Raw genomic sequence first — 8,199 nt, forward strand, 5'->3', positions numbered from 1 at the left:
AAGGTGGGGTAGATGACTGGGGTGAAGTCGTAACAAGGTATCCCTACCGGAAGGTGGGGATGGATCACCTCCTTTCTATGGAGTACCTCAGACTATATTGTCTGGTACAATTTTGAACGAACTCTCAGGTCCGTGTTCACCCTTCTGTTATTAAAGGTAAAAAGACTATTCTAATGAATAGTCTTTTTTGTGTAGATCTGCTATCAAAATGTTAATCAAACTTCCAGTAATCAGCGTGAATTTGTTGAACACGTTTCACGGCTTCTTCTTGATGGGCGAGTAATACCTCTGTTGGGAGAGCTTCGATTCCTAGTTGAAACGGATCTTCTACCATTTGGCTCTTTTGCCCGCTTAATTCTTCTATTACACGCATTGTACACACGGGAACATAGGCAGCGCTATATCCACCCTCATGACAGACAACTAAACGACCTTGACAGAGCTGCTCTGCCATTTGCTTAACCAATGCTGTCATCTTTCGAAATCCTTCTGCGGTTACCATCATGCGAGCCAAAGGATCAAATGCGCTTGGATCTTGTCCCGCAGCAATGAGGATTAGCTCTGGTTGAAATTGTTCCGCAATCGGAACTGCAACATGGTTCAATGCATGCAGATATCCGGCGTTTCCTGTTCCTGCTGGAAGCGGTATGTTGATATTATATCCTTTCCCTTCTCCTTCTCCAATCACTTCAGCTTGTCCACGATCAGGGGGAAAAGAAAATTCTTGATGAAGTGAGATGTAGCATACTTCAGGATCATTTAAGAAAGCGCTTTCGATTCCATTGCCATGATGAACATCCCAGTCAATAATCAGGATTCGTTTTAAGCCATATTTCTTTCGTGCATAATGAGCAGCAATCGCCACATTGTTAAATAAGCAAAAGCCCATTCCAAGATCTTTTTCTGCATGATGACCAGGGGGGCGACTTAGTACATATACATTATCAACCTGTCCCTTCATCACATCATCAAGTCCAGTCAGTGCACCACCTGCCGATAATAAAGCGATTTCATAAGAACCCGTACCGACTATAGCAGCTGCACCTGCATCGCCACCCATCTGATCGCTTAACTTTTTTACTTGATCTATATAAGCGGGACCATGATTATATTCAATTTCTTCACGTGTAGCCATACGTGGTGAAATCGTTATCAATTGCTGGATAAAGCCAGTACGTTCCAATAAATTTTTCACACGTCGTTTTGTAGCAGGATTTTCTGAATGAACATCGGATTCGACCCATCCACCCGACCGCAAGAATAGAGCTCCATTACCTGTATCATGCCAAAAGTAGCTCTCATCACATATAAAACCAGTTTTATTTGACATAGTTGCCCCCTTAAATATCGTTTTTGGATCTGATCAGCGGTAGAGAATTAGAACCTCCTCTATGTAAATTTAAATAATATATGATTTATCATAAATTATTAAAATGAAAAATAAAACTATTACATAACAGCTTATTTAAAGAAAACAAAAACTCCCCTTTTTTTGATCCCCTTTCGACTATTTGATTTCGTTGTGTTATTTTTTCCCGTTATCATGAAGGTTCATCATGCATCGGAATCAACAGTATAAAAGGAGCATTGAATAATCATTTCGCGAAGCTATTTTGACATTTATTATATTTTGTAGGCCTTCCAAGTGTTAGCGCTTGATACTAAGACGTTATCATCAGGCTGATTAAGAGATGAAAGATCATATTGCGGATCAGTAAGCATAGATCGGATAGAGGAAGAGAATAGACATGGTTGTCATTTGGTTTGTTTGGGGAAAATGATTAATATAACTCTGTTATATAGGTGGTTATTTATGCATTTTAACCAGCAAGTCGTATTGCCAGCGACAGGAAATCTCAAACACTTTGAACGTTTACTTGATTCAAACTTCGTTTATCTTGTACTACTCGAAAGCCATTTAGCTCGTTTGCGTTCTTTGATTCAACTAGCGAATCGTCACCAAAAGAAAGTGCTGCTACATGTCGATTTGATCCAGGGTCTGAGGAGTGATGAATATGCAGTCGATTATTTAAGTCAAGAAGTGCGACCAGCAGGGCTGATCTCCACTCGTACCCCAGTAGTAAAAAGGGCTCGTAAGAAATCATTGTTAGGCATTCAACGTCTCTTTTTGCTAGATACACATGCCTTACATACAAGTCTACGACTATTGGAACAGTTTCAACCAGATTATATTGAAGTGTTACCAGGAATTTTACCTCATATGATTAAACAAATTGCTGAACATACAAATGTACCCATTTTGGCTGGTGGTTTTATACAATCAACCAAAGAAGTAGAAGCAGCAATCTCAGCAGGTGCTGTTGCAACCACAACTTCACATGAACCATTATGGAAAAAATATAATCGATAAATTTTGGTCAATTTCTTTACAAAAAATCGAAAAAAATTCTTGTCAAATCGCATATTTTCGTTTAGAATCATAAATGTAATCGCTTTCAACTCATTTTTCGTTCTCTCTAATAAGTTAATAGTAGTGGTGAGATATGGAGAACCACAGAATTCCTTTTTGTAGACAGAAGGTATTTTGTGGTTCTCTTTTTTTGTGGTTCTCACCGTTGAAAAAAATGAAGAGGGGGAAATAGGATGTCCGAGTTTATGGCCGAATTAATCGGTACAATGGTTTTGATCATTTTTGGTTGTGGGGTTTGTGCGGGTGTCTCCTTAAACAAATCGTTTGCAAAAGACTCTGGCTGGATCGTTATCATCTTTGGTTGGGGATTAGGGGTTATGTTGGCGGCTTACTTGGTCGGACATTATAGTGGGGCAATCCTAAATCCTGCTCTAGCGATCGGTTTAGCAGTTGCAGGGCAGTTAGCTTGGTCAAAAGTTCCAATCTTTATTCTGGCAGAAGTGATTGGCGCTTTCTTGGGTGCAGTGATTGTCTATTTGCATTATTTGCCTCATTGGAAAGCAACAGATGATCCATCAACAAAGCTGGGTGTTTTTTGTACCAGTCCTGCTATCCCGAGTACCTTTTCTAATCTGATAAGTGAGATGATTGGAACTTTTATCCTTGTCCTGTTGTTACTCGGTTTTGGTGCAAAAGAAATTGGCTTTGGCGCAGGTGTTAAGACAATGGTTGTGGGATATTTGATCATTGCGATTGGGGCATCATTAGGTGGAACGACAGGTTATGCGATTAACCCCGCTCGCGATTTTGGTCCCCGTTTAGCACATGCAGTACTACCAATTGCGGGTAAAGGTAGTTCAAACTGGGGATATGCATGGGTGCCAATTGTAGGACCAATTATTGGAGCAGTTATTGCTGCAGCATTCTATCTTGTGGTCTTCCCTTGATCATGAAAAAATTGGATTGGAGTGGATTCAATATGGAGAAAAAATATGTGATCGCAATTGACCAAGGAACGACAAGCTCTCGCGCGATTTTGTTTGATCATGATGGGAAGATTGTTGGAGTTGCACAAAAGGAGTTTACACAGATTTTTCCACAAGCAGGTTGGGTAGAACATGATGCAATTGAGATTTGGGGTTCTGTACAAAGCGTTATCTCAGAGGTGTTAGCACGCTATCCTGTTTCTGCCGCCGAGATTGCGGCGATTGGGATTACAAATCAACGTGAAACGACAGTTGTCTGGGATCGCCATACAGGCTTACCAATCTATCATGCACTTGTCTGGCAGTCTCGTCAGTCTTCCGGTATTTGTGAAGAGTTAAAAGAAGCAGGTCATGATGATTTATTCCGCAGAAAAACGGGTCTTTTGATTGATCCTTATTTTTCTGGGACAAAGGTAAAATGGTTGCTTGATCATGTCGAAGGAGCGCGTGAAAAAGCAGCAAACGGAGATTTGCTCTTTGGTACAATTGATACATGGCTGATCTGGAAGCTTTCAGGTGGTAAGCGTCATGTTACGGATTATAGTAACGCTTCCCGAACTTTAATGTATAATATCCATGAACTAGCATGGGATGATGAACTTTTGGAAATTCTACAGGTACCGAAAGTGATGTTACCTGAGGTTGCTTCATCATCTGAAGTTTATGCCCATACAGAGAAAACACTGTTTTTTGGTGAAGAAGTACCCATTGCTGGGGTAGCAGGTGACCAGCAAGCAGCACTTTTTGGGCAAGCATGCTTTGAACCAGGGATGGCGAAAAATACCTATGGTACAGGTTGCTTTATGTTGATGAATACAGGTCAGCAGGCAGTTGGGTCACAACATGGTCTTTTGACGACGATTGCTTGGGGCATTGATGGCAAAATCGAATATGCGTTAGAGGGAAGTATTTTTGTAGCAGGTTCTGCTGTACAGTGGCTGCGCGATGGTTTAAAAATGATAGAGAATGCTGCTGACTCGGAACAAGCTGCCCTAGCTGTTGATACAACTGATGGCGTCTATATCGTCCCAGCATTTGTTGGTCTAGGAACACCATATTGGGATTCCGAAGCTCGTGGCGCCATCTTTGGACTGACCAGAGGCACAAGTCGTGAGCATTTGATTCGAGCTACACTTGAGTCGTTAGCTTATCAGACAAAAGATGTGCTTTCCGCTATGGAGGCAGATTCAGGAATCGGACTAACAAAATTACGTGTTGATGGTGGTGCAACAGCAAATAACTTCTTGATGCAGTTTCAGAGCGATCTGCTCGATGTACCGGTGGAACGACCTGTTGTATTAGAGACGACTGCATTGGGTGCCGCCTATCTTGCTGGTTTAGCGGTTGGATTTTGGGAGGATAGATTAGATATCGCTAAAAATTGGAATATCGATCAAACCTATCAACCGCAAATGGAACAGAAAAAACGGGATCAGCTTTATAAAGGTTGGCAAAAAGCTGTGCAAGCAACACAAGTCTTTAAGTAGAATGAATATGAATGGGCTGAGTCAATATTTCGCTGCCGGCAGTAAAATGCTCCTTCACCCGCATTTTACTAGGCGCTACAAAGCCTTGTAGCGAAGAATAGGCGGTAGTACTGTCTGTACACGCCGTGCATAAGTTTCGTTAAGCAGTTAACGCTGCAAGTCTCACGATGACGCGCATAGTCAGTTGATACCGCTCTGAGCGAGCAGTCGTGGCGCCTTGGGGACATCAACGCATCCTAGAAATGGAGGCGAAGCGTGAAATATTGACGGAACCACTACTATTAGTTGCAAGTTTCATTATGATTTACTGTGTGCATACAAGTTAACATGGTTGAGATTAGGAGAAAACCACATTTCCTCTTGCTATTTGGTAAGGGGGAATCGTGGTTTTTGTTTAGATAGAGAATTTTTAGGAGGGATAGATGTGGAACCGATGGAGCAACGAACCAAGCAGCTACAGCAATGTGAACAGATGAATGCAGAGATTGATTTGCTTGTAATCGGTGGGGGCATCACAGGTGCAGGAATTGCTTTAGATGCCCAGTCACGTGGTATCTCAACAGTGCTCCTCGAAAAACAAGATTTTGCAGCAGGTACCTCAAGCCGTTCAACAAAGTTGGTACATGGCGGATTACGCTATCTGAAGCAATTGCAGTTTTCGTTAGTGGCTGAAGTGGGAAAAGAGCGGCAGATTGTTTATCATAACGCCCCACATGTCACGACGCCAGAGTGGATGCTCTTACCCATTATTGAGGGGGGAACTTATGGGAAAGTAGCAAGTTCTTTTGGAATTTGGCTTTATGACTTGTTAGCGGGTGTCTCAAAGCATGAACGACGTCAAATGCTTTCCTATCAGGAAACGGTTCAAAAGGAACCCTTATTACGGAGAGATGGGTTAAAAGGGTCAGGATACTATGTGGAGTACCGCACGGATGATGCACGACTCACCATTGAAGTAATCAAGCGCGCGATAACAGAAGGAGCAAAGTGTTTCAATTATGTTGAGGTAAAAGAATTACTCTATGAAAAAGGAAAATTGGTCGGTGTTTTAGCATTTGATCATATACAGAAGCAAACGTATCAAATTTATGCGAAAAAAATTGTGAATGCTACAGGACCATGGGTTGACCAACTTCGTGAATGGGATCATTCGAAACAAGGGAAAACGCTTCATTTGACCAAGGGTGTCCATATTGTAGTGGATCAATCTAAATTCCCTTTAAAACAAGCCATCTACTTTGATACGCCAGATGATCGAATGATTTTTGCGATACCAAGAGCAAATAAGACGTATATCGGAACAACAGATACAGATTATCAAGGAAGTTTAGAAAATCCGAGAATCACATTAGAAGATCGAAATTATTTGTTACATGCTGTCTCTTTTATGTTTCCAACAATTCAGCTTCTACCAGAAGATATTGAAAGCGGTTGGGCAGGTATAAGACCATTGATTCATGAAGAGGGAAAAAGTCCATCTGAAATTTCAAGAAAAGATGAGATATTTCACGCTCCATCTGGTCTGATCACAATTGCAGGTGGAAAGTTGACAGGATATCGGAAAATGGCAGAAAAAGTTGTAAACCAAGTGGCATCTGACCTAGAAAAAGAAGAGAAAAGAGCATTTCGATCCTGTTATACTGATCAAATTCGACTCTCAGGTGGGATTGAAGAAGGGGCTGCTGGTTGGTCAGCTTTCCTTCATAAGAAGTCAAATGAAGGAGAACAATTTGGCTTGCGAACAATCGATGCTCAGCGACTTGTACAACTTTATGGAGGCAATGTAGATCGAGTATTCCAACTGGTTACAGAATGCCAAACACATGCCGCTGAATATAGATTGCCTACTGATGTATGTGCATCTCTTCTATATGGCATTCAACAGGAAATGGTTCTTACACCAATGGATTTCTTTATCCGGCGCACAGGTGCACTTTATTTTCACCTTGATTGGATGGATCAATATATGGACGAGGTTCTATCTTATATGCGTGACCTCTTGCATTGGTCAGAGGAGGACGTCGCAATCTATCGTCAACAGCTTTTAGAGCAACGTCGATTTGCTACGGAGGCAATCGAGTAATTTGAATCACCCCAGCTCTTAGATGAGCTGGGGTACATTTTCAAATGATTGAATAGATCAGATAACTGGCACTTCCCCAGATGACCAAAGCGGAGATCTTATTGACGAGAGGTAGAATACCAGGCTTTAATTTTTTTAACGTACCGCCCGCAACGGCTAATAAAGTAAACCAGAATAATGAGACAAGGATACCAGCAATTGCAAATAGCCATTTATCAGTATTTTGGTATTGAATGGAGCTGGTACCGATCACTCCAATCGTATCTAAGATCGCATGTGGGTTTAGAAGTGAAACAGAGGAAGCGAATAATATTTGCTTCTTTGCTGTTAATATTTTCTGGTTTAGATCATTGCTTTGCTCCTCCGATTGACTTTTCCAGGTGATCAATCCCATGTAAAGAAGAAAGCAGATTCCCAAAGTAATTAAGAGGTTTTTTATAATGGGAGTCGCCATAACGATCACCGAGACTCCTGTTACAGCAAGGATGATTAATAGAGCGTCGCAAATAGTTGCTGTTAAAACAGCCGGCAAACAACGAATAAATTTCGAATGAGTGGCACCTTGGTTAAAGATAAATACATTTTGTACACCAAGAGGCAAAATAAGACCAATTGCTAAGAGAAATCCATGAATAAATGCTAGCATATCTCTCCTCCAGAATATAAAGATAAAAGAGGTCACTTCATGAGGATTGCAGTAAGTTGTGTAAGAAGTAAAGATCGGGAACGCTGCAAGTAAATAAGTCATCCATTTCTTTAGAGAGCAATACTTAAATAACATTGCATGATTTGCTTCATGCATTATATTATCAAGCCCACACATTCGACTGCTGGTTAAGGTAATACCGAGCAAATTAGATCCACCAATCAGGGAGATAGTACCATAACGCAATGGAGGAAGTGATGAGTAACCAATCAAACCAAGGGCAAAGAAGTTATATCCATTATTTTTTTGATGTAGTATACGTATTGCTTGCTTGATTTCCTTAGAGAATCGATATTTTTGTAGACGGTTATCATCAAGATCATGAGCGGGAGATTCTTTTCACCTTGCATTTGATCATATCCTATTGGTATAAATATCTGTATTTCATATGTTGATTTGCGATTTGACGTTTGATTGATCCCTGATTTTGTAGTAATAAATATTTTTTTTTAAAAAACCTCTTGCAAAGAGAATCGAAAGGTGTTATATTATTGCTTGTCGCCGCAAGATGCGGCAAGACATCAAGTCGCACTTTGAAAATGAGATATGAAAAGAAAGTCATGTTG

General features: G+C 40.9%; 6 protein-coding genes, 1 rRNA gene and 1 pseudogene. 5 read left to right on the plus strand and 3 right to left on the minus strand.

Translation table 11 applies throughout. The features are described from left to right. A 16S ribosomal RNA gene (locus BUB71_RS18645) occupies nucleotides 1-75 on the plus strand; the annotation flags it as partial. A gap of 136 nt (nucleotides 76-211) precedes the next feature. On the opposite strand, the gene BUB71_RS18650 is transcribed toward BUB71_RS18645, so the two are convergent. Beyond that, entirely contained in the window at nucleotides 212-1,330 is a 1,119-nt protein-coding gene (locus BUB71_RS18650) for a class II histone deacetylase (protein WP_073158754.1), read from the minus strand. Nucleotides 1,331-1,813: 483 nt separating this feature from the next. On the opposite strand from BUB71_RS18650, the gene BUB71_RS18655 reads away from it, so the two are divergent. From BUB71_RS18655 to BUB71_RS18670, 4 genes and pseudogenes are all read left to right on the plus strand, one after another. Then, a complete protein-coding gene (locus tag BUB71_RS18655; protein WP_073158757.1) occupies nucleotides 1,814-2,371 on the plus strand; it encodes a glycerol-3-phosphate responsive antiterminator in 558 nt (185 codons plus the stop codon). Nucleotides 2,372-2,604: 233 nt separating this feature from the next. Next, a pseudogene (locus tag BUB71_RS18660) lies at nucleotides 2,605-3,312 on the plus strand (MIP/aquaporin family protein); the annotation flags it as partial. A 38-nt stretch (nucleotides 3,313-3,350) separates the two neighbouring features. Next, a complete protein-coding gene (gene glpK, locus BUB71_RS18665; protein ID WP_073158760.1) occupies nucleotides 3,351-4,844 on the plus strand; it encodes a glycerol kinase GlpK in 1,494 nt (497 codons plus the stop codon). A 433-nt stretch (nucleotides 4,845-5,277) separates the two neighbouring features. Beyond that, a complete protein-coding gene (locus BUB71_RS18670) occupies nucleotides 5,278-6,927 on the plus strand; it encodes a glycerol-3-phosphate dehydrogenase/oxidase (protein WP_073158766.1) in 1,650 nt (549 codons plus the stop codon). Between the two features lie 40 nt (nucleotides 6,928-6,967). Here BUB71_RS18670 and BUB71_RS18675 read toward each other — a convergent pair whose 3' ends face one another. Continuing rightward, complete coding sequence (locus BUB71_RS18675) at nucleotides 6,968-7,780, minus strand: LysE family transporter (RefSeq protein ID WP_340148313.1); 813 nt, start codon at nucleotides 7,778-7,780, stop codon at nucleotides 6,968-6,970. 214 nt (nucleotides 7,781-7,994) lie between these two features. Continuing rightward, nucleotides 7,995-8,199 (minus strand): hypothetical protein (locus BUB71_RS19905; RefSeq protein ID WP_217653579.1); only part of this gene is annotated, 205 nt, incomplete at its 5' end.

The organism is Seinonella peptonophila (assembly GCF_900129355.1).
Classification (GTDB): domain Bacteria; phylum Bacillota; class Bacilli; order Thermoactinomycetales; family Thermoactinomycetaceae; genus Seinonella; species Seinonella peptonophila.

Excerpts from the sequence above, each read along its gene's own strand:
- BUB71_RS18650 (WP_073158754.1), bottom strand. The coding sequence starts at position 1,330 with ATGTCAAATAAAACTGGTTTTATATGTGATGAGAGCTACTTTTGGCAT.
- BUB71_RS18655 (WP_073158757.1), top strand. The coding sequence starts at position 1,814 with ATGCATTTTAACCAGCAAGTCGTATTGCCAGCGACAGGAAATCTCAAA.
- glpK (WP_073158760.1), top strand. The coding sequence starts at position 3,351 with ATGGAGAAAAAATATGTGATCGCAATTGACCAAGGAACGACAAGCTCT.
- BUB71_RS18670 (WP_073158766.1), top strand. The coding sequence starts at position 5,278 with ATGGAGCAACGAACCAAGCAGCTACAGCAATGTGAACAGATGAATGCA.